Source organism: Actinoplanes sp. NPDC051861, from assembly GCF_040681145.1.
Classification (GTDB): Bacteria; Actinomycetota; Actinomycetes; order Mycobacteriales; family Micromonosporaceae; genus Actinoplanes.
This window is the reverse complement of sequence record NZ_JBFAYE010000002.1, coordinates 500,307-525,763: the sequence shown is the minus strand read 5'-3', so window position 1 is coordinate 525,763 and position 25,457 is coordinate 500,307. Positions and strand designations below refer to the sequence as shown.

The 25,457-nt window shown below is 70.4% G+C and carries 24 protein-coding genes; 6 read left to right on the top strand and 18 right to left on the bottom strand.

Features of this window, described 5'->3' with window-relative positions; all coding sequences use genetic code 11:
- Positions 1-43 precede the first annotated feature (43 nt).
- Both AB0M02_RS09130 and pruA read right to left on the bottom strand, forming a co-directional pair.
- Positions 44-559, bottom strand: a complete 516-nt coding sequence (locus AB0M02_RS09130; RefSeq protein WP_364223814.1) for a PadR family transcriptional regulator — start codon at positions 557-559, stop codon at positions 44-46.
- A gap of 270 nt (positions 560-829) precedes the next feature.
- Entirely contained in the window at positions 830-2,458 is a 1,629-nt protein-coding gene (gene pruA, locus AB0M02_RS09125; protein ID WP_364223812.1) for an L-glutamate gamma-semialdehyde dehydrogenase, read from the bottom strand.
- 67 nt (positions 2,459-2,525) lie between these two features.
- Between pruA and AB0M02_RS09120 the strand changes: the two genes are divergently transcribed.
- Positions 2,526-3,491 (top strand): hypothetical protein, encoded by a 966-nt coding sequence (locus AB0M02_RS09120; RefSeq protein WP_364223810.1) that lies wholly within the window; start codon positions 2,526-2,528, stop codon positions 3,489-3,491.
- Here AB0M02_RS09120 and AB0M02_RS09115 read toward each other — a convergent pair.
- Positions 3,443-3,904 carry a hypothetical protein gene (locus AB0M02_RS09115; protein WP_364224513.1) on the bottom strand — a complete coding sequence of 154 codons (462 nt, stop codon included), beginning with the start codon at positions 3,902-3,904 and terminating at the stop codon, positions 3,443-3,445. The genes AB0M02_RS09120 and AB0M02_RS09115 overlap by 49 nt on opposite strands.
- Before the next feature lie 136 nt (positions 3,905-4,040).
- Here AB0M02_RS09115 and AB0M02_RS09110 point away from each other — a divergent pair, with 136 nt between their 5' ends.
- The 3 genes from AB0M02_RS09110 to AB0M02_RS09100 all read left to right on the top strand — a co-directional run bounded on the left by AB0M02_RS09110 (position 4,041) and on the right by AB0M02_RS09100 (position 5,506).
- Positions 4,041-4,268, top strand: coding sequence for a helix-turn-helix domain-containing protein (locus tag AB0M02_RS09110; RefSeq protein ID WP_364223808.1), 228 nt, complete (start codon positions 4,041-4,043; stop codon positions 4,266-4,268).
- Positions 4,269-4,383: 115 nt separating this feature from the next.
- Positions 4,384-4,956 (top strand): Rv3235 family protein, encoded by a 573-nt coding sequence (locus tag AB0M02_RS09105; RefSeq protein ID WP_364223806.1) that lies wholly within the window; start codon positions 4,384-4,386, stop codon positions 4,954-4,956.
- 10 nt (positions 4,957-4,966) lie between these two features.
- Positions 4,967-5,506, top strand: a complete 540-nt coding sequence (locus AB0M02_RS09100; protein ID WP_364223804.1) for a hypothetical protein — start codon at positions 4,967-4,969, stop codon at positions 5,504-5,506.
- A 26-nt stretch (positions 5,507-5,532) separates the two neighbouring features.
- Here the strand turns inward: AB0M02_RS09100 and secA are convergent, their stop codons facing one another.
- The gene (gene secA, locus AB0M02_RS09095; protein WP_364223802.1) at positions 5,533-8,454 is read right to left on the bottom strand and encodes a preprotein translocase subunit SecA; all 2,922 of its coding nucleotides are present in this window, start codon (positions 8,452-8,454) and stop codon (positions 5,533-5,535) included.
- A 187-nt stretch (positions 8,455-8,641) separates the two neighbouring features.
- Here secA and AB0M02_RS09090 point away from each other — a divergent pair, with 187 nt between their 5' ends.
- Complete coding sequence (locus AB0M02_RS09090; protein WP_364223800.1) at positions 8,642-9,703, top strand: GNAT family N-acetyltransferase; 1,062 nt, start codon at positions 8,642-8,644, stop codon at positions 9,701-9,703.
- Positions 9,704-9,713: 10 nt separating this feature from the next.
- Here the strand turns inward: AB0M02_RS09090 and raiA are convergent, their stop codons facing one another.
- From raiA to AB0M02_RS09020, 14 genes are all read right to left on the bottom strand, one after another.
- The gene (gene raiA / locus AB0M02_RS09085) at positions 9,714-10,331 is read right to left on the bottom strand and encodes a ribosome-associated translation inhibitor RaiA (RefSeq protein WP_364223798.1); all 618 of its coding nucleotides are present in this window, start codon (positions 10,329-10,331) and stop codon (positions 9,714-9,716) included.
- A gap of 286 nt (positions 10,332-10,617) precedes the next feature.
- A complete protein-coding gene (locus AB0M02_RS09080) occupies positions 10,618-11,298 on the bottom strand; it encodes a ComF family protein (RefSeq protein ID WP_364224511.1) in 681 nt (226 codons plus the stop codon).
- Positions 11,299-11,340: 42 nt separating this feature from the next.
- Positions 11,341-13,161: an LpqB family beta-propeller domain-containing protein gene (locus AB0M02_RS09075; protein ID WP_364223796.1), complete on the bottom strand. Its 1,821-nt coding sequence runs from the start codon at positions 13,159-13,161 to the stop codon at positions 11,341-11,343.
- Entirely contained in the window at positions 13,161-14,804 is a 1,644-nt protein-coding gene (mtrB, locus tag AB0M02_RS09070) for an MtrAB system histidine kinase MtrB (protein ID WP_364223794.1), read from the bottom strand. The genes AB0M02_RS09075 and mtrB overlap by 1 nt, the downstream gene beginning before the upstream one ends.
- Positions 14,805-14,857: 53 nt before the next feature.
- A complete protein-coding gene (gene mtrA / locus AB0M02_RS09065) occupies positions 14,858-15,547 on the bottom strand; it encodes an MtrAB system response regulator MtrA (RefSeq protein ID WP_014688036.1) in 690 nt (229 codons plus the stop codon).
- Between the two features lie 132 nt (positions 15,548-15,679).
- Entirely contained in the window at positions 15,680-15,883 is a 204-nt protein-coding gene (locus AB0M02_RS09060) for a DUF397 domain-containing protein (RefSeq protein ID WP_364223791.1), read from the bottom strand.
- Positions 15,884-15,936: 53 nt separating this feature from the next.
- On the bottom strand, positions 15,937-16,785 hold the full coding sequence (locus AB0M02_RS09055; RefSeq protein WP_364223789.1) for a helix-turn-helix transcriptional regulator: 849 nt from the start codon (positions 16,783-16,785) through the stop codon (positions 15,937-15,939).
- A gap of 173 nt (positions 16,786-16,958) precedes the next feature.
- Positions 16,959-18,413, bottom strand: a complete 1,455-nt coding sequence (ahcY, locus tag AB0M02_RS09050) for an adenosylhomocysteinase (protein WP_364223787.1) — start codon at positions 18,411-18,413, stop codon at positions 16,959-16,961.
- A gap of 456 nt (positions 18,414-18,869) precedes the next feature.
- Positions 18,870-20,021, bottom strand: coding sequence for a mannose-6-phosphate isomerase, class I (manA, locus tag AB0M02_RS09045; protein WP_364223785.1), 1,152 nt, complete (start codon positions 20,019-20,021; stop codon positions 18,870-18,872).
- A 19-nt stretch (positions 20,022-20,040) separates the two neighbouring features.
- On the bottom strand, positions 20,041-20,967 hold the full coding sequence (locus tag AB0M02_RS09040) for a cation diffusion facilitator family transporter (RefSeq protein WP_364223783.1): 927 nt from the start codon (positions 20,965-20,967) through the stop codon (positions 20,041-20,043).
- Positions 20,964-22,106, bottom strand: coding sequence for an SIS domain-containing protein (locus tag AB0M02_RS09035; RefSeq protein ID WP_364224509.1), 1,143 nt, complete (start codon positions 22,104-22,106; stop codon positions 20,964-20,966). Before AB0M02_RS09035 ends, AB0M02_RS09040 begins: the two co-directional genes overlap by 4 nt.
- A gap of 59 nt (positions 22,107-22,165) precedes the next feature.
- Positions 22,166-22,360, bottom strand: coding sequence for a Trm112 family protein (locus AB0M02_RS09030; protein ID WP_364223781.1), 195 nt, complete (start codon positions 22,358-22,360; stop codon positions 22,166-22,168).
- Positions 22,361-22,403: 43 nt separating this feature from the next.
- Positions 22,404-23,783 carry a phosphomannomutase/phosphoglucomutase gene (locus AB0M02_RS09025; RefSeq protein ID WP_364223779.1) on the bottom strand — a complete coding sequence of 460 codons (1,380 nt, stop codon included), beginning with the start codon at positions 23,781-23,783 and terminating at the stop codon, positions 22,404-22,406.
- A 50-nt stretch (positions 23,784-23,833) separates the two neighbouring features.
- Positions 23,834-24,148, bottom strand: a complete 315-nt coding sequence (locus tag AB0M02_RS09020; protein ID WP_364223777.1) for an endonuclease V — start codon at positions 24,146-24,148, stop codon at positions 23,834-23,836.
- A gap of 49 nt (positions 24,149-24,197) precedes the next feature.
- On the opposite strand from AB0M02_RS09020, the gene AB0M02_RS09015 reads away from it, so the two are divergent.
- Positions 24,198-25,457, top strand: a complete 1,260-nt coding sequence (locus tag AB0M02_RS09015; RefSeq protein WP_364223775.1) for a GAF domain-containing protein — start codon at positions 24,198-24,200, stop codon at positions 25,455-25,457.

Here is a 25,457-nt window from a genome sequence, read left to right as displayed (position 1 = left end):
CCGGGGTACCGGCCAGGTGGGCGCGGTTTGTCGGGTTGTCGCGTCAGGTCGAAGGAGCCGCCTTGAGCCAGGTGAGCGCGGCCTTGTGATAGGCCACGGCGAACTCAAGGGCGGCCGCGCCGTACGGATCGCCGTTCTTCTTCGCCTCCTTGGCCTGTTCCTTGGCCATCGCCAGCGCCTCCGCGTGGTACGTGTTGGCGTTGGAGTAGAGCTCCTGCAGCTGGTCGCCGCTGTGCTGCTCGCCGAACGCCACACGCAGGGCGACGGGGTTGCGCAGCGCGTCCCGGCCGGGTGTCTCGGCGAGCCATCGGCTGAAGGCGCGCTTGCCGGAGGCCGTGATCGCGTACGGCTGACTGGATCGGGGGCCCGGCTTACCGAGACGCACATAACCCATTTCGGCCAGTACGGGAAGTTCGCGGTAGACCTGGCTCCGCGTCATCGACCAGTAGGGCCCGAGGCGGCGTTCGGCGGCGGCCATCAGCTGGCCACCGGTCATCGGCCCCTCATGGAGGAGTCCCAGGAGGGCAGCCGCCGTCGGATTGATTTGGAAGTCGGGCATGCCTTCTAAGCTGCCACTTTGTCGCTCCGCCGTCCAGGATTTCGCCTGATCCGTCCAGTTTGCGTCTCCACAAGCGACTGTCCCGCACAGACAGTCCGACAACGAGCGTGCGTCGCACGCGTTTTGCCGTGCGAAGGCAAGTTGACCAGGTAAAATGGAGCAGTTAAACGGTCAGACAGCGCATCCGAGGCAGGAAAGCCCCAGAAGTGACCATAGCGGTCATGCAAATAACGACACTGTTCTCCAACCGCCCCACCCGCCACTAAAGACTCATCCCATGTGTGGGTACCGCCAGTCGACCGGCGGGTCGAAGGTCTCCTTGATCGTCCGCGGCGACACCCAGCGGACCAGATTCAAGATCGAACCGGCCTTGTCGTTGGTGCCGCTCCCCCGCGCTCCGCCGAACGGCTGCTGCCCGACGACGGCACCGGTCGGCTTGTCGTTGATGTAAAAGTTGCCCGCCGTGAACCGCAGCGCCCGCTGTGCCCACTCGACGACGCCACGGTCGGTCGCGAAGATCGAACCCGTGAGCGCGTACGGCGAGGCCGCGTCCGCCTGAGCCACGGCATCGGCGAACTCCCCGTCCTCGTACACGTGGACGGCCAGGATCGGGCCGAAGAACTCGGTGGTGAACACCTCGTGCGTGGGATCGGTCCCCTCCACGAGAGTGGGCGCCACGAACCAGCCCTCCGAGTCGTCGGCCACCCCTCCGGCCAGCACGGTGCACGAGTCGCTGTTCTTGATCCGGTCCAGGGCACCGGCGAGGCGCGCGAACGACCGGCCGTCGATCACAGCACCTCCGAAGGTCGAAAGGTCGGTGACATCCCCGTACGAAATAGAAGCGATCGAAGCCGCAAGGCGGTCCCGCAGCCCGCCCTCCCACATGCTCCGCGGCACGTAGGCCCGGGACGCCGCCGAACACTTCTGGCCCTGATATTCGAAAGCCCCCCGCAGCAGAGCGGTGTGCAGGGCTTCGGCGTCCGCGCTGGGGTGCGCGAACACGAAGTCCTTGCCGCCCGTCTCGCCCACCAGGCGCGGATAGGTGCGGTAACGATCGATGTTGTCGCCGACCGTCCGCCAGAGATGCCGGAACGTGGCCGTCGAGCCGGTGAAGTGGATGCCCGCCAGCTCCGGGTCGGCGAGCGCCACGTCGGACACCGCCAGGCCGTCGCCGGTCACCATGTTGATCACGCCGGGCGGCAGGCCGGCCGCCTCGAACAGGCGCATCGTGAAGTGCGCGGCGAACTGCTGGGTGGGTGAGGGCTTCCAGACCACAGTGTTACCGAGCAGCGCGGGCGCCGAGGGCAGATTGCCGGCGATCGCGGTGAAGTTGAACGGCGTGATCGCGTAGACGAAGCCCTCGAGCGGCCGGTGGTCGAACCGGTTCCAGATGCCCGGCGAGGACTCCGGCTGCTCGGCGAGGAGCCGCTGGCCGAAGTGCACGTTGAAACGCAGGAAGTCGATCAGCTCGCAGGCCGCGTCGATCTCCGCCTGGTAGCAGGACTTGGACTGGCCCAGCACGGTGGCCGCGTTCAGGGTGTCGCGCCAGGGGCCGGCCAGCAGTTCCGCCGCGCGCAGGAAGACCGCGGCGCGCTCGGCGAACGGCAGCGAACGCCACATCGGCGCCGCCGCCTTGGCCGCCGCGACCGCCGCGTCGGCGTCGGCCCGCGTGGCGTTGCCGGTGACACCGAGCACGTCGCGCCGTCGATGCGGCTGAACCACGTCGATCGGCGGGCCGCCGGCCATCCGCTGCCGGCCGCCGATGGTCATCGTGAGATCCGGCCGCTCGTCCCGCAGCGCCGTCAGCCGCTCCTGAAGCGACTCGCGCTCCGGGCTGCCCGGCGCATAGCCGCGAACCGGTTCGTTCCGTGGCGGCGGAACGGAGAACTGGGCGTCCATGCGAACTCCTCCACGTCGAGGGGCGCTGTTCGTCCATCCTCGCACCCCTCCGGTTACCCTGACCCCCATGACTGAAGGCCCGACCGCACCGGAGACCGTCGAGGAGTCCCGGCTCACCGTGGTGCTGCTCGCGGCGGCCGCCCTCGTGTGGACGGCGGCGATGATCTGGTCCGCCCGGGTCACCATCACCGGGCGGGCGAGCGCCGAGATGGAGGTGACCTCGACGGCGTACGCGTTGCCCGGCGCGGTCTCCGCCGACCTGGTGGCCGGCGCCGCCGTGGCGCTGCTGGCGCTCACCCTGCTCAGCGGCCGGCGGACCGTCGGCGCCACGCTCCGGTTCGCCGTCGCGACCGGTGCCGGGCTGGTGGTCGGCCTGCTCAGCGCGCTGCCGATCGTCACGATCAACACGGCCGGCTCGCTCTACGCGATCGTCGGCGGCACGGTCGCCGCGGCGGCCACCATCGGTGGCGCGATCGCCGGCTTCCGCATCCCGCCGGTCATCGCGGCGGCCTGCACCGCGGCCGTCGCCGTCTTCGTGGTCGGTTTCGTGCTCAACCTCTTCCAGGAGCCGGTGCTCGACCTGCTCGGCGCGGACGACACCGCCTCCTCGGCGAACGCGGCACAGTGGTTCAGCTACGGCCAGGCGGCGATCAGCGGCCTCACCGCCGGCCTCGTGGCCTATCTGATGCTGCGCCGTTTCCGGCGCCGGACCGGCGGCGAACTCCGCTGGCCGATGTACGCGCTGGCCGGCGCGGGCCCCGGCCTGGTCATGGTGATCGGCGAGATGCTGTCGCGCACCGCCGGCTCCGAGGTGCTGGAGCTGGCCGGGCGGGTCAGCCCGCTGGACCAGCTCGCCCAGCAGATCCTCAGCGACGCCCGCCTCAACAGCTCACTGATCATCCTGTTCCTCGGGGCGATCGCGGCGATCGTCGCGGTCGGCCGGACGATGAAGCCGGCCGAGGAAGAGGACGAGGAAGAGGAAGATCAGGCCAGCTCGGAGAGTTCGGAAACCGCGTACCACTCCAACTCGTGATCCTCCGCGCCGTCGACGGTGAACTGCGCGTCCGGGTCGCCCGCGAGGGCCTCCTCGACCACGTCGGCGGCGGCCCCGACCGCCTCGGCCGCGTCGGTGCTGTCGATGTGGATGCTCGCCAGCTCCGCCAGCAGCGCCGGCTCCGGCAGCCGCACGGCGCTCGACCCCAGCTCGGTGTCCTCCCGCTGCAGCCTGCTCGCCGGCACGTCCGCCGAGACCACGACGCGGCGGCGCGGCGCCGCGGGATCGTGCCGCAGCAGTTGCAGGGCGCCCTGGGCGGCCCGGGTGAAGGCGACGTACTCCAACTCCTCCTCGTCGCCCTCCGCATACCACTCGCGGAGCGCCGGGGTGACCGCGTGCGCGACCGTCGCGCCGTCGCCGAGCCGGCCGGAGGCCTTGAGAGCCGCCAGCATCGGCACGGTGGCCGGCAGATAGACCCGGACCAGGTCGGTGTTCGGCACGCAGACCTCCTGTGCTTCGCGCGGTCCCGCTCATCATTGCACCAGGCACCTTAGGGCACTCGCAAGCAAACGATGGCAAACTGAGGCCGTGGAACCCCGATTCCTGTTGCTCTCCGACGTCGCGGCCGAGCTGAACGTCTCCGACTCGCAGGTGTACCACATGGTCCGCAGCGGCGAACTTCCCGCGATCAAGGTCGGTGGGCGCGGTCAGTGGCGCGTGGAGCGCGCCAAGCTGGAGGAATACATTCAGCAACGGTACGCGGAAACAGCCGAGTGGGTCCGCGACAACCCGATGACCGAGCGCGAGCCGGAGTGACCCCTTTTGCGTTTTCCCCCGGATCGATGGCGGCGCATTGACCCGCTCATCCGGCGGGAGAACACTTCAGGCTGTCGGAAGCAAACGGAGGCAAACGTAAGGATTGGCGGTGCTCATGCGCTCGACTGTCGAGGTCGCACCTCGCGGGCCCCGGCCGGCGATCCGCCTGCGCCCGGTCCCGCGATATGAACCCCCGTTCGACGACGAGCTGTCCCCCCAGGTCTGGTCCTCACCCCGGCAACTACCACTGAGCTGGGAAGACCCGCCGGAGCCGGACACCGGCCAACCCGAGCGCCCCGCCGCACCACCCGTCGTGGCCGGCGCCTCCCACGACGCGAAACTCGCGGTCCGGCGCTTCGTGCACATGTGCGTCGAGGTCCTCAACGGATACCGCCCGGCCGGCCACCTGCGACGCCTGGCCCTGCCCTCCGAGGCGGCCCACGTGGTCGCCGAGGGCCTGGCGGGCGCCCGCCGCGTCACCGAGATGCGCAACGCGAGACGCCCCGGCACCCGCCGACCCTTGCGCCCGGCACCGGTCGCCGTCCTTCGCCTGCGCCTGTGCGAGCCCAGGCCGGGGGCGGTGGAGGCCGCGGTCGCATTGGTCACCGGCCAGCGCACGTGGGCGATGGCGCTCCGCATGGAGCTGCACCAGCAGAGCTGGTCAGCCACGGTCCTGCGCCTGATCTGAGAGCCGGGCCGTGCCATCCGCGCCCAGAGCCGGATCGGCGCGGCCGATTCGGGGCACCACCGGTTCAGGCGGGGCGCGGGCAACGCGGGCCGGCGCGGGCCGGCGCGGGCAACGCGGGCCGGCGCGGGCCGGCGCGGGCGGCGCGGGCCGGCGCGGGCGGCGCGGGCCGGCGCGGGCGGCGCGGGCCGGCGCGGGCGGCGCGGGCCGGCGCGGGGAGCGCGGGCCGGCGCGGGGAGCGCGGGCCGGCGCGGGCGGCGCGGGCAACGCGGGCGGCGCGGGCAACGCGGGGAGCGCGGGCAACGCGGGGAGCGCGGGCAACGCGGGGAGCGCGGGCAACGCGGGGAGCGCGGGCGGCGCGGGCGGCGCGGGGAGCGCGGCCGGCACGGGCGTGAGCGCGGGCGGCGCGGGCGGCGAGGGCGTCAGCGCGGGCGGCGCGGGCGTGAGCGCGGGCGGCGCGGGCGTGAGCGCGGGCAGTGCGGGTGCGGCCGGGATGGGTGGGTGGAACGGCGACGGCGGCCGGGCGGGAGTGCGCGCGGCCGCCGTCGTGTGAGCGGGTCGATCAGTGAGAGCGGTCGGTCAGGCGGGGCCGCCCGGGGCGCCGTGGCAGCGCTTGTACTTCTTGCCGGAGCCGCAGTAGCACGGCGCGTTGCGGGACGGGCCGTTCGACTCGGTGTTGCCGCCGGTGCGGCCGGAGGCGTGCCGGGGGCCGCTGTGTGCGGGGCTGGCCGGCACCGGCGAGCCGCCGGGTCCGAACGCGACCGAGCCCTGCTGCGGCTGCTGCTGGATCACCGGGCGGCCGTCGCCGGCCTCGCCGTCGATCGTCGGAGCCGTGTACTGCAGGTTCCGCGGGCGGCCGGGGCCGCCGAGGCCCTTGGCACGCACCTCGACGCGCTCGTGCTCCGGCTGGTCGTCGTCCGGGACGTCGCCGCCGCCGACCTTGGGCAGTTCGTAGGCCTTGGTCGGGTCGACCGTGATGGTGGGCTGCTCCTCGACCTGCACCTCGAGGTTGAAGACGAAGCCGGCGGCCTCCTCCTTGATGCCCTCCATCATCTGGTTGAACATGTCGAAGCCCTCGCGCTGGTACTCGACCACCGGGTCGCGCTGCGCGTACGCCCGCAGGCTGATGCCCTCCTGCAGGTAGTCCATCTCGTAGAGGTGCTCGCGCCACTTGCGGTCGATGACCGCGAGCAGCACCTGGCGCTCCAGCTCGCGCAGCCCCTCCGCGCCCAGTTCCTCCTCGCGGGCCACGTAGGCCGCGCGGGCGTCCTGCTTGAGCTGCTCGACGAGGAAGTCCTGGTCGATCGTGTTCCGCTCACCGCCGGCCTCGGCGATCACGTCGTCGATCGTCAGGGTGACCGGGTAGAGCCGCCGCAGGTTGGTCCAGAGCTGCTCCAGGTCCCAGTCCTCGGCGAAACCCTCGGACGTGGCGCCGGTGACGTAGTCGACGACCACGTCGTCGATCATGTTGGTGATCTGGTCGTGCATGTCCTCGCCGTCGAGCACCCGGCGGCGCTCGGCGTAGATGACCTGGCGCTGCTTGTTGAGCACCTCGTCGTACTTGAGGACGTTCTTCCGGATCTCGGCGTTCTGCGCCTCGATCTGGGTCTGCGCGCTGCGGATCTGCCGGGTCACCATCTTGGACTCGATCGGCACGTCATCGGGGATGTTGAAGCGCTCCATGACCGCCTCGACAGCGCCCGCCCGGAACCGCTTCATCAGGTCGTCCTGCAGCGACAGGTAGAACCGGGACTCACCCGGGTCGCCCTGTCGGCCGGAACGACCGCGGAGCTGGTTGTCGATGCGGCGGGAGTCGTGCCGCTCGGTGCCCAGGACGTAGAGCCCGCCGGCGGACTGCACCTCCGCGGCCTCCTCCTCGCAGGCTTCCTTCCAGTTCGGCAGGACCTCTTCGAGCGCTTTCGCGTACTCCTCCGGGTTCTCCACCGGGTCGAGGCCGCGCTGGTGCAGCTCGTTCGCCGCGAGGAATTCCGGGTTGCCGCCGAGCAGGATGTCAGTACCACGGCCGGCCATGTTGGTGGCGACGGTGACCCCGCCCTTCCGCCCGGCCTGCGCGATGATCGTGGCCTCCTGCGCGTGGAACTTCGCGTTCAGCACGCTGTGCGGGATGCCGCGGCGGCGCAGCAGGGTCGAGAGGATCTCCGAGTTCTGCACCGAGACCGTGCCGACCAGGACCGGCTGGCCGGTCGCGTGCCGCTCCGCGATGTCCTCGATGACCGCGTCGAACTTGGCCTTCTCGGTCTTGTAGATGACGTCCGGGTGGTCGATCCGGATCATCGGCCGGTGTGTCGGGATGGACACGACGCCGACCTTGTAGACGCTGTTGAACTCGCCGGCCTCGGTCTGCGCTGTACCGGTCATGCCGCCGAGCTTCTCGTAGAGGCGGAAGTAGTTCTGCAGGGTGATGGTCGCGAGCGTCTGGTTCTCCTGCTTGATCTCCACCCCCTCTTTCGCCTCGATCGCCTGGTGCATGCCCTCGTTGTAGCGACGGCCGTGCAGGATGCGGCCGGTGAACTCGTCGACGATCAGGACCTCGCCCTCGGGGCTGACGATGTAGTCCTTGTCGCGCTTGTACAGCTCCTTGGCCTTGATGGCGTTGTTCAGGTAGCCGACGAGCGGGGTGTTGACCGACTCGTAAAGATTGTCGATGCCGATGCGGTCCTCGACGCGGGAGACGCCGCGCTCGGTGATCGCGACGGTCCGCTTGGCCTCGTCGACCTCGTAGTCACCCTCGCCGTCCTTGCCGCGCTGGAGGCGGCCGACGATCTGGGCGAACTCCCCGTACCACCGGGCGGAGTGCTCGGCGGGACCGGAGATGATCAGCGGGGTCCGGGCCTCGTCGATGAGGATCGAGTCCACCTCGTCGACGATCGCGAAGTTGTGCCCGCGCTGCACCAGCTCGGTCTTGGCCCACGCCATGTTGTCGCGCAGGTAGTCGAAGCCGAACTCGTTGTTCGTCCCATACGTGATGTCGCACAGGTAGGCCTCGCGGTGCTCGGCGGCCGGCCGGTTCGGCAGGATGACGCCGACGGTGAGGCCGAGGAACACGTGCACCCGGCCGACCCACTCGGCGTCCCGCTGGGCGAGGTAGTCGTTCACCGTGATGATGTGCACGCCCTTGCCGCTCAACGCGTTGAGGTAGGCCGGGAACACGCCGGTCAGGGTCTTGCCCTCACCGGTCTTCATCTCCGGGATGTTGCCGAAGTGCAGCGCGGCGCCGCCCATCAGCTGGACGTCATACGCCCGCTGCCCCAGGACGCGTTTCGCACCCTCACGGGCCACCGCGAACGCCTCGGGAAGAAGCTGGTCGAGCGTCTCACCCTCCTCGAAACGCTCCTTGAACTGCTGGGTGCATCCGCGCAACTCGTCATCGGTCAGGTCGACGTAGTCGTCCTCGATCGAGTTGACCGCGTCCGCGATCGCCTTGAGCCGGCGCACCATGCGGCCTTCGCCGGCACGGAGGATCTTTTCCAATATCGACACGGGTCAACGCTCCCCTAGACAGTCTGCCGAACCATCGTAGGCACCTTCGGCCTAGACCTGTGACCCCAGCCTCCCGTGAAACTCACAAAAAGGAGGAAAGGTGTCGCCGAGTTCGCTGATAGCGCAGCGGTGGCCGGCTCCCGCGAAGTCGTTTGGCGCCCGGGCGCGTCCCGGGAAGGATGGGCTCGTGGATCACAGCCTGATGGACCCCGGCAGCGGCGCCCGCCTCCGGGAATACCGGCCGTCCGACGCCGCGGCCTTCGCGGCGGCGGATGACGGCCGGTTCGCCCTCCCGGACACCGGCCTGAGCACCGGATCCGGCTGGGTCATCGCGGACGCGGAGACCGACGAGCCGCTCGGCGGCGCCGGGCTCGACCTGGTCGTGCCCTCCCGAGGGCAGGCCGAGGCGACGGTCTGGGTGGCACCGGGGGCGCGCCGGCGCGGTCTCGGCACGGCCGCGCTCAGAGCTCTGAGCGGCTACGCGTTCGGCACCGGCCTGGACCGCCTCGAGGTGCTGACCCACTGGGAGAACCCGGCAGCGCAGCGTGTCGCGCTGGCGGCCGGATTCACCCGCGAGGGCGTGCGCCGCGGTGCCGCGCCGAACCCGGGCGGCGGCCGCGACGATCTGGTCGTCTGGACCCGGCTGGCCGGCGACCCGGACGCGCCGACCACCCGCCTGCTGCCGGACCTGCCGGGCGGCGAGCTCACCGACGGTGTGGTGACTCTGCGCCCGCTCGGCGTGCGGGACATGGACTTCTACACCGAGCTGCACAGCCTGCCCGATGTGGTGGCGACCAGCGTCCCGCCGGTGCTCAAGGCCGCCGACGAGATCCGCCGGCGGTGCTACCGCGCCGAGGCGCAGTGGCTGGCCGGCAGCAGCGCCGACCTGGTCATCCTCGACACGGCGACCGGCACCCCGGCCGGCGAGATCTCGCTGTACTACCAGGAGCCGCCATTGGCCCAGGCGATGATCGGGTACAGCACGCTCCCCGCGTTCCGTGGGCGCGGCCTGACCACCCGTGCCGCCCAGCTGGTGTCGCTCTGGGCGTTCGCCGAGACCGGCATCGTGCGCCTGATCGCCGGCGCGCTGCCCACCAACATCGGCTCGCAGCGTGTCCTGGAGAAAGCCGGCTTCCAGCGCGAGGGATACATGCGGTCGCGGCTTCCGGGCGCGGACGGCACGCGCAACGACGACGTGCAGTACGTCCTCCTGGCTGGAGACCTGCTCGCGCAGGCCTCCAGCGGCTAGCGCCAGTGTCCTAAACGGCGAGGCTGAGGATGCCGTAGTCGTATCCTCTGCGGCGGTACACGACGCTGGGCCGCCCGCTCTCCTTGTCCTGGAACAGGTAGAAGTCGTGGCCGACCAGCTCCATCTGGAACAGCGCGTCGTCGACGGTCATCGGCTCGGCCGAATGCTCCTTCTCGCGCACGATGCGCCAGGGCTGGCTCTCGTCGTGCTCGGCCAGCTCGGTGTCGACAGATGGTTCAGCGGTCAGCGTGGCAGTACGCCCGGTCAGGTCGGTGGGAAGGTTCGCGGTGGCCGCGGCCACGGACACCGGCGCGTGCCGTCCGCGGTGGACGCGGCGCCGGTCGGCGGAGCGGCGTAGCCGGCCGTCCAGTTTGTTGATGGCGCAGTCCAGGGCTGCGTAGAAGTCTTGTGCCTGTGCCTCGGCGCGGATCACCGGTCCCTTGGTCATCACGGTGATCTCGACCCGCTGGCAGGTGTCGGACTGTCGCGGATTGCGTTCGTGGAAGAGCTCCACGTCCGCCCTCATCAGCTTCTGGTCGTAACGTTCGACCTTGCTCAGCTTGTCGGCGACATGCTCTCGGTAATGGTCGGGAACCTCTACGTTGCGGCCCTTGACGACAATGTCCACTCGTGACCTCCCCCAACGTTGTTCTTGCGGGACGCCGTTTCCACGGCGCTTGGTGCAGCTCAGGGAATCTGCCGCGTGACTACCACCGACGCGGTCTGGGTGAGTGAGACGACTCCTTTCCGGCGGCGACAGGGCCCAGTCACTCGGCGCTCCCGGTGGCGGGTAAGTTTTCGCGCTTACCCTCGTCACCTAGACGCTAACCTGCCTCTGCCCGCCAGTCACCCCTCGTTCGGGATACCGGAAGGCTGACGTTCGCCTCTATCGGCAGCCCGGGGCGGTTCTGAGATCAAATTCCGGAAACGGTACGGCGAAGTTGCGTCGCGGCCAGCACCGCAGCACCTTTGACCTGCATGTCCGCCTCCTCAAGACGACGCACCACCGCGGTCACAGTCGCCCCGGTGGTGACGATGTCATCCGTCACCACAAGCGTGCCTCCGATCCGTCCGCCGCGTCGGAGAACGCCGATTCGAGGCACTATTCGCAGGGAATTGACAGCTACGGTCAACCGTCCGGCAGCATCCAGCGACGTGGAGTCAGGCCGAGGCAGGGCCTGGAGGGGCTGGAAGACCGAGGCGGTGTAGCCCGCGGACCGCAGCCGGCGAACCGTGCAGGCGGCCATCCGCGCCATGTGATCACCGTGTCGCTGCCGTCGGGCGGCGGCGGTGGAGGGCACCGGGACCAGAACCACCGGCCGGTCGCGCGGTGCGAGCGCCGCGACCGCGCCGGCCAGCAGCACACCGAGAGGCCGGGCGAGCCGGTGCCGGCCTTTTTCTTTGTACGCGAGAAGCGCACCCCGAAGCGCCCCCGAGTACTCCCCCACGGTCACGCACGCCGGAAAGCCCGCCGGGGGTGGAGTGGGAGCCGCCGGCCGTGGCCGCAGCGCCTCCAGCTCGGCCACACAGGCCGCACAGGTCCCGTACGTCAGCGGCACCCGCTCGGCGCCGCACCCGGCGCACTCCCCCGGCATGACCAGGTCGGCCAGCTCGCCGAGAAGCGCCACGATCCCACGTCAGTTCAGGAAGAAGGGTGCCGTCGGGCTCTTGCCGGCCGGCGGGTCGGCCGGCGGGTTCGCCAGGTTCTTCACCGCGATCGCGACCGGGTTGGAGAACGCGTCCCAGGCGGCCGTCCCGGTCGTGAACGTCACCGAGGCGGAGTGGAACTCGTTGGTCACCGGGTTGACCGGGAAGACGGCCAGGTAGTTGACGACACCGTTGCCGATGTCCAGCGGGCGGGGACCGGGCAGCGCGCCGTCGATCGAGACGTCCATGATCGCCACGCGGCCCTCCCGGCGGGTGCCGGCCACGGTGAGCCAGCTCTCACTGCTGAAGCCGACCGCGGTGACCGTGGCGAACGGCGGCCGCAGCGGCTCCGGGTCGACGAGCGCCACGCCGTCGCCGCTGACCGACAACGCGGCCCGGTAGAGCTTGCCGCCGGCGACCAGCGCCACCCGGTGCCCGTCCGGCGCGACCGAGATCGAGCTGATCTTGCCGCCGCCACCCGAGAACGGCACCGCCCGGGCCGCACCGCCCCGCGCGCCGAAGCTGTAGACCCGGCCGTCCGCGATGATCAGGCCGATCGCGCCCTCGGTGGTCCCGTCCGGGGTGATCGCCCAGATCGGGTACGCCGCGCCGTCCGGCAGGCCACTGACCGGTTCGAGAGCGGCCTCGTCGTTGAAGGGCGCCGCGCCCACCCGCAGCGTCTCGTTACGCCCCGAGCCGGTCACCAGGGCCGCGAAGGTGTGCGTCGACGAGCTGCTGAGGCCGGCGGTGCGTACGTCCTTGTTGGCCGCATCGGAGACGGCCGGGACCCGCTCCTCCTCGCGCAACGAGTCGGCCAGGCGGACGATCCGGCCGTCGAACACCACGAACCGCTCCGGCGTCGTGCCCAACCTGTACGCCGCGTTGCTGTTCAGGTAGTTGTTGTCCGAGAAGTGCTGCGCCTCCTGGTGCCCGATCCGCAGGTCGAGCGTCTGCAGCACCAGATGCCGCAGGGACCACTGGAGCTGACGGCGCAACCGGTCCAGCGCGCCGGACGCGTCCTCGGCTGGCAGGGCCTGCGCGTTCAGGTCGATCTGCAGCCGCCCGCCGCTGATGGCCGGCACCACCTTGCCGATCGTCGCGGTGCCCTCCGGCAGCGGCTCGGCCACGGCCTGCAGCCACGGCGACGGCCCGGCGATGAGCCAGCCGAGGATGACGGTCGGCTCCTGCTCGGGCGGCACACCGTTGAGCATGTACCGGACGTCCGGGATCAGCGTGGTGTGCTCGTTGTTCCAGAAATAGATCGTCCGCTCGACGTACGACGTGTCCAGCGCGGTGTCACTGAGCAGCAGGAAGTCGGGCGCGGCGGCGACGAAGAGCCCGTCGGCCGCGCTCTCGGTGATGGTGAGTTCGTACTTGCCGGCGACCGGTTCGGGCGCCGGCTCGAGGATGCCGTTCTTGCCCAGGGTGCCGATCAACTCGTACTCCAGGGGGACCTTGCTCTGACCGGGGGTGACCACCGGCACGCCGGTCAGCCGGATCACCCGCAGGCCGCTGGCCGGCTTGAACCGGGCCTTCGCACCCGGCGTCATGAACTCCTTGACCCGGTCGGCGGCGGTGTCCACGTCGCCCGCGGCCGCGCCCAGGTAGTTGGCGACGAACTGGCTCCACTCGCGCGAACTCGTCCGGCTCGGCGGATCCCAGGTGTCGTTGTTACCGGTCGCGATGCCGGTCGACGGCCCGGGGCCGACCTCGGTCACCCCGGTCTGGTCGGGGATGCCGCAGCCGCCAAGGCCCAGCACCACCAGCACGGTGACGACCGGGACCAGCACGACCGGCAGCGAACGTCGCATCAGCTCACCTCCGCCGGCTCGCCGGTGGTCGTGGCCGGGCGGTCGCGCGGTATCAGCGGCAGCGGCGCGGCCACCAGCCGGTCGCCGGCGCGCACGGGCAGCGTCAGACGGAACTGCGCGCCCTCGCCGGGCGCGCCCCAGGCCTCCAGCCATCCGCCGTGCAGCCGGGCGTCCTCGACGCTGATCGACAGGCCGAGCCCGGTGCCGCCGGTCTGCCGGGCGCGGGACGGGTCGGCACGCCAGAAGCGGTTGAAGACCAGCCGCTCCTCGCCCGGCTTCAGCCCGATGCCGTAGTCGCGAACGGTGACCGCCACCGCGGCCTCGTCGGTCGTCATCGTGACCACCACGGGTTTCGCCTCGGCGTGCTCGACGGCGTTGCCGACAAGGTTGCGCAGCACCCGCTCGACCCGGCGCGGGTCGACCTCGGCGATCACCGGAGTGTCCGGCAGGCGCAGCTCCATCTCGACACCGGCCCGCTCGGCGAGGCCCGCCAGGCGGTCGGCGACGCGCTGCACGATCGGGACGAGGTCGGTGTGCTCGGCGTCCAGCGCGGCGAAACCGGCGTCGAACCTGCTGATCTCCAGCAGGTCGGTGAGCAGGTCCTCGAACCGGTCCAGCTCGGCCTGCAGCAGCTCGGCGCTGCGCGCGACGGCCGGGTCGAACTCCTCGCGCTCGGAGAAGATCAGGTCGGCGGCCATGCGTACGGTAGTCAGCGGGGTCCGCAGCTCGTGCGACACGTCGGAGGTGAACCGGCGCTGCAGGCGGGACATCTCCTCCAGCCGCACGATCTGGCGCTGCAGGTTCGCCGCCATCTGGTTGAACGCGGCCGCCAGCAGGGCCAGGTCGTCCTCGCCGTCCACCTTCATCCGCTGGTCGAGCAGGCCCGCGGAGAGCCGCTGAGCGGTCCGCGCGGCGACCCGGACCGGGGTGACCACCAGACGGGTGACCAGGCCGGCCACCACGCCGAGCAGCATCACCAGCGCCAGACCGGTGGCCAGCACCGTCGTGCGGATCAGGTTCGCGTCCTGGTCCTCGGAGGTGAGCGGGACCATGTAATACAGCTCGAGGTGGCCGAATTTGGTTGGCACCGGCGACCCGTACACAAGATATTTTGTGGTCTTGCCGTTGATCTCGGCGGTCCGGATCTGGTGCGCCACCTGGCCGGAGTCGGAGACCGCGCGGACCAGCTCGTCGGTGATCAGCTCGTCGGTGTTGCGATCGGGGACGGTGACCGACTTGAGCTCCGGATGCTGCGCGGCGCGGATCGAGACCATCGTGCCGCCGTCCTCGGCCGGATCGCCGTCGAACAGCTGGATGACCGTGGCGTTGATGGTGTTCGGCAGCTCGGGGTCACGGGCCTGCGGGTGCACGGTGAGCTGGCTGTCCGCCCACTCGACCTTGGCGCTCAGCGAGGTGGCCGCCTCGTCCTGCGTCCGGCTCAGCAGGATCTTGGCGCTGCGGTCCGCGATGAACCACCCGAACGTGCCGACCAGCAGGCTCGACGCCACCAGGGTGAGCGTGACCACGCGCAGCTGCAGCGAGCGGCGCCAGGACCGCCGGGCCGGTGCGGTGTATTGCTGGAGGCGGCGCGAGACCACGCGCCAGTAGCGCCGCGCCACCCGGAGGACGCGGCGCACGGGCATGGGGAGCCAGGCCGGAGCACGCATTACGCGGCAAGGTTAGCCGCTGCCGGCGATCAGCCGGTGCCCGCCTTGTAGCCGACACCACGAACCGTCAGGATGATCTCCGGCCGCTCGGGGTCCGGCTCGATCTTCGCCCGCAGTCGCTGGACGTGCACGTTGACCAGCCGGGTGTCGGCGGCGTGCCGGTAACCCCAGACCTGTTCCAGCAGCACCTCGCGGGTGAAGACCTGGCGCGGCTTGCGGGCCAGGGCCACCAGCAGGTCGAACTCCAGCGGGGTCAGCTTCACCTCTTCGCCGTCACGGGACACGGTGTGCGCCGGGACGTCGATGGTGATCTGGTTGCCGGGAGGGCCGATGGTCAGCATCTCCGGCGCGGCGTCCTCGCCCCGGCGCAACCGGGCCCGCATCCGGGCCACCAGTTCCTTGGGCTTGAACGGCTTCACCACGTAGTCGTCGGCGCCGGACTCCAGGCCCAGCACGACGTCGACGGTGTCGCTCTTCGCCGTGAGCATGACGATCGGGATGCCCGACTCGGCGCGGATCGCTCGCGCCACGTCAATGCCGCTCATCCCGGGCAGCATCAGATCCAGCAGGACGATGTCCGGACGATTCTCCCGGAAAGCGGCGAGGGCGCGCTCTCCGTCCGCCACGAACGAGGGCAGGAAACCCTCACTGCGCAGAACGATGCCGAGCATCTCGGCCAACGCGGGATCGTCGTCGACGACCAGTACCCGGGCTCTCATGCGGTCCAATATTGCACTGTCCTCCCAGCCTTCGCGCTACCTGGGGGTCGATCTTGCCGGGGAACCTGCTCCCCGGCACGAAAAAACGGGCGGTCCCGGACCGGGACCGCCCGTGGCGCGTAAGTCCGTCCGTCACGCGCCGGGCCGGTCGAACTCTCCCGCTCGGACACCGGCGATGAAGCCGGTCCAGTCCCCGTTGCCGAAGCTCAGCACCGGCCCGGTCTGGTCCTTCGAGTCACGGACCAGAACCGTGGCCGGCACGTTGGCGACTTCGACGCAGTGTCCGGCAGCACCACTGCGGCTGCTCTTGCGCCAGGTGAGAGTGGCGTCCTGCATGATGATCATCTCCTTCCATGGACTACTTCTCCATTGGAACCCACCATGCGCGCTCATCGGGCGAGGTGATCCCTCGTCTCAGCGATGGCCGTTCGGCTCTCTTCTGGCGACAATGAGCGTTCGAGCAGGTCATCGAAGGCATCGTGATAAACGTCGATCTCGTCGGGCTTCACCCGGAAGAGGCCGCCGGTCAGCCCCTCGATGTGCACCACCGGGTTACGCGTGCCCTCGGCGAACTCCATCACCAGGAACGACTCGACCAGCCCGGCGTGCGCCCCGGCGTGGAACGGCAGGATCAGCAGCTCGACGCCCGGCCGGCTGCTCGCCTCGTAGAGCCTGCTCAGCTGGCGGCACTGCACCTCGCGACCGCCGATCTCGCGGAGCAGGACGCTCTCGTCGAGGACGATCCGCAGCGACGGCGGCGGCTCCCGGGTCAGGACGGCCTGACGAGCCATGCGTACGGCAAGACGGCGCTGAATCGTGGAGGTGTCCTCGACGTCCGCGCCGGTCTCGATGACGGCTCTCGCGTACTCGTCGGTCTGCAGCAGGCCCGGCACCACCTGGGCCTCCCACTCGGAGATCCGCACCGCCTCGGACTCGAGCGCCAGGTACTCGTCGTACGGATCCGGGACCGACGACCGGTACGGCGTCCACCAGGCCCGGGTCCGCCCGCGGCGCGCCAGGTCACGCAGCCGGCCACGGTCCTCGGTGGCCACGCCGTACAGCGTGAGCAGCCGGTCGAGGTCGGACTCGGTGATGCCGGTGTGCGCGGTCTCGATCCGGCTCAGCTTCGACTCGGACCAGCCGAGTGCCGTGGCGACGTCGACAGCACGGCGCTCACCGCGGAGCCGGCGCAGTTCTCCCCCGAGCTCACGGCGCGCTGTCGATGTCGGCCTCGCCACGTGGCCACCATAACGGCGCATCGATGGTGGTTTGCAAGTTGCACGGCAGCCAATGCACTTGCAAGGTAGGCGGCGTCGTGGAGTAATGAGAAAGCGAAAGCCCAACCTGGTGGCGGCAACCGCCGGGGGATGCGAGCCCCCGCTCGGCGGGCGAGTGGGGGCTCAGGCACGTATCAGTACCGATAATGCTCCGGTTTGTACGGACCCTCCACCGCGATTCCCAGGTAAGCGGCCTGCTCCTTGGTCAACTCGGTGAGCCGCACGCCGAGCGCGTCCAGGTGCAACCGGGCCACTTTCTCGTCGAGATGTTTCGGGAGCACGTACACCCCAACGGGGTACTCCTCGGTCTTCGTAAAGAGCTCGATCTGCGCGATCGTCTGGTTCGAGAAGCTGTTGCTCATGACGAACGACGGGTGACCGGTCGCGTTGCCCAGGTTCAGCAGCCGGCCCTCGGAGAGCACGATGATCGAGTGGCCGTCGGCGAAGCGCCACTCGTCGACCTGCGGCTTGATGTTGATCCTCGTGACGTCACTCCGCCGCTGCAGGCCCGCCATATCGATCTCATTATCGAAATGGCCGATATTTCCGACGATAGCCTGGTGTTTCATTCGAGCCATGTGCTCGTGGGTGATCACGTCGAAGCACCCGGTCGCCGTCACGAAGATGTCCGCATAAGTCACAACATCGTCGATCGTGGCGACCTGATAGCCGTCCATCGCCGCCTGCAGCGCGCAGATCGGGTCCACCTCGGTCACGATCACCCGGGCGCCCTGGCCGCGCAGCGACTCGGCGCAGCCCTTGCCCACGTCGCCGTACCCGAACACCACCGCCACCTTGCCGCCGATCAGCACATCGGTGGCCCGGTTGATGCCGTCGATCAATGAGTGCCGGCAGCCGTACTTGTTGTCGAACTTCGACTTGGTCACCGAGTCGTTGACGTTGATCGCCGGGAAGAGCAGTGTGCCGTTCTGCTGCATCTCGTACAGCCGGTGCACGCCGGTGGTGGTCTCCTCGGTGACGCCCTTGATGCCGGCCGAGGTCCGGCTCCAGCGGCGGTCGTCCTCGGTCAGGCTGCGGGCGAGCAGCTTCAGGATGACCGCGTACTCCTCGGAGTCGGCGGTCTCCGGCGACGGCACCGCACCGGCCCGCTCGAACTCGGCACCCTTGTGCACGAGCAGCGTGGCGTCACCACCGTCGTCGAGGATCATGTTGGGCGCCTCGCCGTCCGGCCAGAGCAGCACCTTCTCGGTGCACCACCAGTACTCGTCGAGCGTCTCGCCCTTCCACGCGTAGACCGGCACACCCCTCGGCTCGTCCGGCGTGCCGTCCCGGCCGACCACGATCGCGGCGGCCGCGTGGTCCTGCGTCGAGAAGATGTTGCAGGAGGCCCACCGGACCTGCGCACCCAGCGCGGTCAGCGTCTCGATCAGCACCGCGGTCTGAATCGTCATGTGCAGCGACCCGGTGATCCGCGCCCCACGCAACGGCCGGCTGGCTCCGAACTCCTTCCGGAGCGCCATCAGGCCGGGCATCTCGTGCTCGGCCAGTTCGATCTCCTTGCGGCCGAAGGCGGCGAGCGACAGGTCGGCGACCTTGAAATCACCCTCGGAGAGCGTCGCGCTGGTCATCCAAAGCTCCTCGTCGACGGGACTTTTCACAATCAAAGCCCATTTACCGTACGAGAAACGCGCTCGCCGGGCATAGCGAACGGGGCGACAGGCCTGAGCCCGCCGCCCCGTTCATCCCCCCGGTTTGGTACCGCGCGCGTCCGTGGGACCCCCCGATCACCAATGACGCTGCGTGCTTCTAGATTCACACTCCGCAACCACCATGTCAAGGAATTTCCAGAAATTTCGGACTTGCGCCGCGCCGCGAAACCTTCCGTGTGGAGTTGAGGTGCGGAGCGGGGCCGAAATCCACACGCGGGTTCTGGCCTGCTCGTGGCATGAGCAGACTGAGCAACGGCCGGGCCGTCGGGCACGGCAGTTGCGTCGGCGGTCGCGCTATGGCATGGACCGGCACTCCGGTCGCGTGGGACGGACGGGACGGCCCTGAAAATGAGGGGGCGCGGTTGTCGCGTACCTCTAAGAAAGCGGGACCGAAGCCACGAAGATCTCCCCGACGCCCGCTGCCGTGAGGTCGCCCGCCGACGCCGGCGCGTAAGCAGCCGTCCCCGGCAGGAGCGTGACCGGGACGCCGTGGCCCTCACCCACCTGGACCTCCCCCGCCACCCCCAGAATGACCCGCGCCCCGCCACCCGGAAGCCGCACCGGCGGGCGCGACGGCGACAGGGCAACCCGGGACATCTCGAAGTCCGGCACCGGTACCCGCCAGGACGTCACCACGCCGTCGGACGACGCCGGGTGGAGCAGCGGGTCCTCAAGGACCTCGAAGCGCAGCACGCGGAGCAGCTCGTCCACGTCGACGCGTTTCGGGGTCAGGCCGCCTCGGAGGACGTTGTCGCTGGCGGCCATGAGTTCGACGCCCAGCCCGTTCAGGTAGGCGTGCAGGTTGCCCGCCGGCATCCAGATCGCCTCGCCCGGCGCCAGGCGGACCAGGTTGAGCAGGAGCGCGACAAGCACGCCCGGGTCACCGGGATAGTGGCCGGCCAGGCGGACCGCCAGCTCGGACGTGCCCGCGGCGACCACCTCGTCGACGAGCGCGGCGCGGTCGTCGGCGGGCCAGGTGAGCAGGAGACGGACCGCGGCGGACAGGTCGCCGGCGCGGAGGGCGTCGATCACCGGCTGCAGGCGGGTGATCCGCAGAGCGAGGAGGTCGTCGGCTGCCGCCGAGGGGTGGCGGAAGCCGCAGAGTGCCTCGAAATCGGTGAGCGCGACCAGCATCTCGGGCTTGTGGTGCGCGTCGGTGTAGTTCTTCGGCAGCGCCGGGTCGGCCTGCTGGCGGGCGAAGGCCTCGCGTGCGTAGTCGGCGTCCGGGTGGGCCTGCAGCGACAGCGGGGCGCCGGCCGCGAGGACCTTCATGAGGTACGGCAAGCGCGCCCCGAACGCCTCGGTGACGGCGTCGCCCAGCTGACCGCGAGGGTCGTCCGCGATCAGCTTGGTCAGCTCGATCTGACCGTCGGGCGTGGGGACCGTCGACGGGTCGTCCGGGTGCGCGCCCAGCCACAGCTCCGCCTCCGGCCCCTCGGCCGGAGGACGGCCCTGCAGCGTGGCGATCGCGGTCCGGGAGCCCCAGGCGTACGGCCGGATCACGCCGGTCAGCGGGTAGACGGTCATACCCGGCAAACTAGCAGTCTCATGCGCTGACCGGAGCGCGATAGATGTCGGGCTCGATGTAGATCACCCGGGCGATCGGGACCGCCTCGCGGATGCGCACCTCGGTCTCGTCGATGTGCCGGGCGACCTCCGCGGCGCTCTCCGTCCGCGGCACCGCGATCTTCACGGCGACCAGCAGCTCGTCCGGGCCGAGGTGCAGCGTCTTCATGTGGATGATCCGCTCGATGCCCTCGCCGGCCAGCACGGCCTGCTCGATCTGCTGCACCGCCTCCGGGTTGGCGCCCTCGCCGATCAGCAGGCTCTTGGTCTCCACGGCCAGGATGACCGCGATGGTGACCAGCAGGATGCCGATGCCGGCGGTACCGATCGCGTCCCAGATCCCGTCGCCGGTGATGATCGTCAGCGAGACGCCGAAGAGTGCCAGAACCAGGCCGATCAGCGCGCCGAAGTCCTCCAGGAGCACGACCGGCAGCTCGGGCGCCTTGGCACGGCGCACGAAGGTGACCCAGCCGGTCTTGCCGCGGACCTGGTTCGACTCCTTGATCGCGGTACGGAACGAGTAGCTCTCCAGCCCGATGGCGATCACCAGGACCACGATCGGAACCCAGGCGTGGTCCTCGATGCCGCCGCCCTCGTGCCACTTGTGGTACGCCTCGTAGAGCGCGAACAGCCCACCGACGCTGAACAGCACGATGGACACGATGAACGCGTAGATGTAGCGCTCCCGGCCGAACCCGAACGGGTGCTCCGGGGTCGCCTCCCGCTTGGCCCGCTTGCCGCCGATCAGCAGCAGCAGCTGGTTGCCCGAGTCGGCCACCGAGTGGATCGACTCGGCCAACATCGACGAGGAGCTGGTGAGCAGGTACGCCACGAACTTGGTCGCCGCGATACCCAGGTTGGCGCTGAGAGCGGCGACGATCGCTCGGGTGCCGCCCTCGGCACTCACTGCAAGCCGTCCGGCAGGGGGTTCGACAGCTCCTTCATCTCGCTGATCGCCGGCACCGCCATCGGGTCGAGGCCGTGTGCCAGTGCCAGGTAGAGCGAGGCGAAGTCGGGGACCGCGACCAGCGACGCGAGCCGCTCCAGCGACGAGCCGCCCTCGGCGGTGAGCACGTCGCAGCGTACGCCCCGGCGGTCGGCGAGCGTCTGGACCGCGTCGGCCCGCCGCTCCTCGACCGCGACCGGCTCGTCGGCGTCGTCCTCCGGGTTGAGCCCGCCGTCGCGCAGCACCACGAGCCGCAGCCGGGTCACGTTCTCGTCGGCGTCCTCCGGGTCGGCGAAGATGTCCCGCGACGACTCGGCGAGCCCGCCGAACACGCCGTCGAGCAGGCCCACCCGGCCCCGGCCGGCCTCGCCGAGCGCACCGGCCATCACCGGGTAGCGCGCGTTGGCGGCCAGCGTGTCGGCAAACCGCCGGGCCGCGACCGTGGCCAGCGGCGACGAGCCCCAGACGATCGGGACCGAACCGGCCAGGTTGACGGCGAGCTCCTTGGCCGGGTTGACGAAGGAGTCGGCGCCGGGACGGCACCGCTCGGCGTCGTTGTCCAGCCGGGTGGCGGTCTCGGCGATGTCCGCCTCGGTCACCTTGACCAGGCCGAGGGCCCGGCCGGCGAGCAGCACCGGGATGGTCAGGCCCCACAGGGTGGCCCGGGCCGGTGCGCGCCGCGGCACGCCGATGAACGGCGCGCGGGCCCGCTCGGCCATCGCCTCGAGCTCGGAGCCGGGGTTGCCGATGGCGACCAGCCGGGCGCCGCGGCGTGCGGCGGCCTCGGCGGCGGCGAGCGCCTCGGGGCTGCGGCCGGACGCGGAAACCGCGATCACCACGTCCGCCGCGCCGACCCAGCCGGGCACGCCCGCGCTGCGGTGGCCGATGATCGGCACCGGGCAGCGGGGGCCGGCGACGGTGGACAGGATGTTGCCGGTGAGACCGGCGGTGCCGATGCCCGCGACGACGACGGCCCGTGGTCGGCCCTCGTCGGCCAGCATGGACAGGTCGACCTCAGCGGCCAGCGCGGCGGTCTCCCGGACCTGCGCGCCGGCCGAAGCCGTGGCCCGCAGCATGCCGCCCGGGTCGTTGGCCAGCATCGACTTCTCGTCGTTGAGCAGCGACTCGTCGGCGACGCGGTGACCGTGAACGCCAGCGGTCACTTGCCGTCCTCCTCCGCTTTGTCTGGAATTGTCGCCTCATCCAGCAGAAGAATCGGGATGTCATCCCGAATCGGGAAGATCCGGCCGCACTCCGTGCACGTCAGCGTCTCCGCCTCCGCGTCATGGTCGAGCGGCGCGTGATGGGTGTCCGGGCAGGCCAGAATCTCCAGCAACTGCTGATCGAGCGCCACCGACGTACTCCTTCGTCCTGCGTGGAAAGGGTCGAGGGCGATCCTATCCACGAACGATGGCCAGCACCTCGTCTCGCAACGCCTCCATACGTGCGGCGTCCGGTGCCTCGACGTTCAGGCGCAGCAGCGGCTCGGTGTTGGAGGCGCGCAGGTTGAACCACGCACCGTCGCCGACCTGCACGGTCATGCCGTCCAGCTCGTCCACGGCGGCGCCCGGGAAGGCGGCGCGGACCTCGGCGATCTTGGCCCCGGAGTCGGCGACCGTGGAGTTGATCTCACCGGACGCGGAGTACCGCTCGTACTCCGCGGCGAACCGGGAGAGCGGCTCGTTCTGGCCGCCGAGCGCGGCGAGCACGTGCATCGCGGCGAGCATGCCGGTGTCGGCGAACCAGAAGTCCCGGAAGTAGTAGTGCGCCGAGTGCTCGCCGCCGAAGACCGCGTTGCTGTGCGCCATCTCCGCCTTGATGAAGGAGTGGCCGACCCGGCTGCGCACCGGCTTGCCACCGTTCTCGGCGATGATCTCCGGCACCGCGGCCGAGGTGATCAGGTTGTGGATGATCGTGCTGCCCGGGAACTTGGCCAGCTCGCGGGCAGCGACCAGCGCGGTGATGGCGGACGGGGAGACCGCGTCGCCGTTCTCGTCGACCACGAAGCAGCGGTCGGCGTCGCCGTCGAAGGCGAGACCGATGTCGGCGCCCTGCTCGCGGACCGCGTTCTGCAGGTCGACCAGGTTCTTCGGGTCCAGCGGGTTCGCCTCGTGGTTCGGGAACGAGCCGTCCAGCTCGAAGAAGAGCGGCACGATGCTCAGCGGCAGGGCGGGCAGCACCTGGTCGCCGAGCACGGCCGGCACGGTGTAGCCGCCCATCCCGTTGCCGGCGTCCACGATCACCTTGAGCGGGCGGATGCCGGAGAGGTCGACGAGCGAGCGCAGGTGCGCGGCGTAATCGGTGAGCAGATCCCGCTGCTCCACCTGGTCCGGGCCGTCGGCCTCGGCGTTCAGGTCGCTCAGCAGCTGCTGTGCCCGCTGGCGTACGACGACGAGCCCGCTGTCCTGCCCGACCGGGCGCGCGCCGGAGCGGCACAGCTTGATGCCGTTGTACTGGGCCGGGTTGTGGCTCGCGGTGAACATCGCGCCGGGCAGCCCGAGCGCGCCCGAGGCGTAGTAGAGCTGGTCGGTCGAGGCGAGGCCGATGTTGATCACGGCGGCGCCGGCCGCGTTGGCGCCCCGGGCGAACGCGGCGGCCAGGCTGGGCCCGGACTCGCGCATGTCGTGCCCGATCACGATCTGATCCGGCTCGTCACCCGACTCGCGCAGCATCTCCACGAACGCCGTGCCGATCGCGCGGGCCACCGCCTCGTTGAACTGGTCCGGCACGATCCCGCGGACGTCGTACGCCTTGATGATCTGCGACAGATCAGACACTTACCTACTCCTCAGCCGATTCCCCTATTGGCCAGAGGGTATCGGAGCGATCACGTCGGAAAGGTTTCAACCGCGAGACGAGACGCGTGGTCCGCTGCGCGGGTGGTCTCCGGCAGCCGGAATCGGGGCGTCAGCCGCAGCGTGATGTAGGGGAACTCGGGACGGCCGTGGATGATCGCGGTGTCGCGTACCGAGAGGTCCGCCGCGTCCAGCACCACGATCGCGGCGCCGAGCCGGTCACCGTCGTAGGCGACATCCAGCCCGGCCACGGTGGCGAAAGACGCCGGTCCGGGGGCCAGGATCACGCGGGAGCGCAAGATCTCCTGTGCGGCGAGAGCTTCTTCTTCGGTACGGGGCGACAGCACCGCGAAAACATTAGTTGTCTCCTGCCGTGACGCGGGTCACGATGGGCTGGTGGGGAACCCGTGGCTGGCCCTGACTCCCGGAGACGACCCGGCGGAGCGCATTCGTCAGGTCGGCCACGCCCATGAGCAGTTCCTCGCCGGTAAACAGCGGCCCGACCGGATGCGCGCGATCGTCGCCGACTCGTGGGCCCGCTCGGCCGCGTGGATCGGCGCCGACACCACCGCACCGATCGAGCTCGCCGACGCCGACCTGGAGGCCTACCGGTCGGCGCACCCGCTCGCCCGCGTCATGCCGATCTTCCGGGATCTGCTGGGCGGCCTGGCCGAGGACGGCGACCACATCCTGGCGGTCTGCGACGCGCACGGCCGCCTGCTCTGGGTCGAGGGCCACCCGTCCACGCTGCGCGGCGCCGCCTCGATGAACTTCGTGCCCGGCGCGCGCTGGGACGAGGCGCACGCCGGCACCAACGCGCCGGGCACCGCCCTCGCCGTCGACCACGCGCTGCAGATCTTCGCGACCGAGCACTTCACCCACCCGGTGCAGCAGTGGACGTGCGCGGCGGCACCGGTACACGACCCGGCCACCGGCCGGCTGCTCGGCGCGATCGACGTGACCGGCGGCGACCATCTGGCCAACCCGCACAGTCTGGCGCTGGTCCGGGCGACCGCGCTGGCCGCCGAGGCGTTCCTGCGGGGCTCCGAGCCGCCGCGGGAGCAGCCCGTGGTCACCGCTCTCGGCCGCGACGAGGCCATGCTCACCATCGGCGGCAAGCGGATCCGTCTCGGCCGGCGTCACTCCGAACTGCTGGTCCTGCTGACCGTGCACCCGGAGGGCCGGACCGGCGACCAGCTCGGCTTCGACCTCTACGGCGACGACGTGAACCCGGTGACGGTCCGCGCCGAGCTGTCCCGCCTGCGCCGCATCCTCGGCCCGGAGCTGCTCGACTCCCGGCCCTATCGCCTGCGCGCGCCGGTGGAGGTCGACTTCGGGACGGTGACCCGGCTCCTGGAGCACGGCCGGGTGGCCGAGGCGCTCTCCGCGTACCCTGGTGCGCTTCTCCCCACCTCCGACGCTCCCGGCGTCGTGCGGCTGCGCCGCCGCATCGACGACCGGCTCCGCGGCGCCGTGCTCCTGGCGCGCGACCGGCGCCTGCTCCAGACCTGGCTGAGCAGCCCGTGGGGCGCCGACGACCTGCAGATGTGGGAGGCGTACGCCGCCCTGGCCCCCACCGACCCGATCGCCGCCCGCCGCGTGGCCGAGCTTCACCGTGAGTACGCGTTCTGCAACGTCCGTGCAACGTCGACGTAA

Excerpts from the sequence above, each read along its gene's own strand:
- AB0M02_RS09130 (WP_364223814.1), bottom strand. The coding sequence starts at position 559 with ATGCCCGACTTCCAAATCAATCCGACGGCGGCTGCCCTCCTGGGACTC.
- pruA (WP_364223812.1), bottom strand. The coding sequence starts at position 2,458 with ATGGACGCCCAGTTCTCCGTTCCGCCGCCACGGAACGAACCGGTTCGC.
- AB0M02_RS09120 (WP_364223810.1), top strand. The coding sequence starts at position 2,526 with ATGACTGAAGGCCCGACCGCACCGGAGACCGTCGAGGAGTCCCGGCTC.
- AB0M02_RS09115 (WP_364224513.1), bottom strand. The coding sequence starts at position 3,904 with ATGCTGGCGGCTCTCAAGGCCTCCGGCCGGCTCGGCGACGGCGCGACG.
- AB0M02_RS09105 (WP_364223806.1), top strand. The coding sequence starts at position 4,384 with ATGCGCTCGACTGTCGAGGTCGCACCTCGCGGGCCCCGGCCGGCGATC.
- AB0M02_RS09080 (WP_364224511.1), bottom strand. The coding sequence starts at position 11,298 with ATGCCGGGGGAGTGCGCCGGGTGCGGCGCCGAGCGGGTGCCGCTGACG.
- AB0M02_RS09075 (WP_364223796.1), bottom strand. The coding sequence starts at position 13,161 with ATGCGACGTTCGCTGCCGGTCGTGCTGGTCCCGGTCGTCACCGTGCTG.
- mtrB (WP_364223794.1), bottom strand. The coding sequence starts at position 14,804 with ATGCCCGTGCGCCGCGTCCTCCGGGTGGCGCGGCGCTACTGGCGCGTG.
- mtrA (WP_014688036.1), bottom strand. The coding sequence starts at position 15,547 with ATGAGAGCCCGGGTACTGGTCGTCGACGACGATCCCGCGTTGGCCGAG.
- AB0M02_RS09060 (WP_364223791.1), bottom strand. The coding sequence starts at position 15,883 with ATGCAGGACGCCACTCTCACCTGGCGCAAGAGCAGCCGCAGTGGTGCT.
- ahcY (WP_364223787.1), bottom strand. The coding sequence starts at position 18,413 with ATGACCAGCGCGACGCTCTCCGAGGGTGATTTCAAGGTCGCCGACCTG.
- manA (WP_364223785.1), bottom strand. The coding sequence starts at position 20,021 with ATGACCGTCTACCCGCTGACCGGCGTGATCCGGCCGTACGCCTGGGGC.
- AB0M02_RS09035 (WP_364224509.1), bottom strand. The coding sequence starts at position 22,106 with ATGCTGGCCAACGACCCGGGCGGCATGCTGCGGGCCACGGCTTCGGCC.